The organism is Anaerostipes sp. CAG:276 (genome assembly GCF_000432215.1).
Lineage (GTDB): Bacteria > Bacillota > Clostridia > Lachnospirales > Lachnospiraceae > Anaerostipes > Anaerostipes caccae.
In genome coordinates, this window is sequence record NZ_FR889199.1 from 25,331 (window position 1) to 25,940 (window position 610).

Genomic DNA, 610 nt, shown 5'->3' on the forward strand with positions numbered 1-610 from the left:
ATCCCCGGAGAATGGGCGCCTCCGGATGCATACACCGTCCCTCCCGTAATATAAATGCCGTCCACCGGAGTGGCTCTGCCGCCTCCAAGCCCGGCACAGTCTTTCCCTCCTCTGGCTGTTACGACTCCTCCTTCGATCCTGATATTTTTGGCATATTTATTCTGATCCGTTGCAGAATTGTGTGTATAACTTCCGCAGGCTGCTCCAATCGCACAGTTGTGGCCTCCTGCCTGTGCTTCCACAATACCGCCTCTGATGGTCAGATTAGAAAATCCCGCTTCTGAGCCAATGGTCCGGTTTGAAGTAATATTTCCGATTGCCGTTGCATGTTCACACTGAATGATTAATCTGGAATCGTCCATTCCGTCCTTGACCAAAGCGCCATAAGCTGTCGCTCCGCAGGACAAAAGGTTATTCCCCACCAGTGTAATCGTTACATTGGCATGGGACACGTCCATGCAATTTTTAGTTCCGCTGCTGGTTACACTGACATTATCCAGAGTAATGTCCGTCGTAACGTTCGGTTCTACTTTTATAATATTCGAAGTGGTTGTACCTGTAATCCGGTAGCCTTTGGGGTTCAAAGATGTCTCACTGCTTGTACCCCCCC

1 pseudogene is annotated in these 610 nt (G+C 49.7%); it reads right to left on the reverse strand.

What is annotated here, in order from left to right:
- Nucleotides 1-610: pseudogene (locus QVP35_RS11855) on the reverse strand (hypothetical protein); the annotation flags it as partial.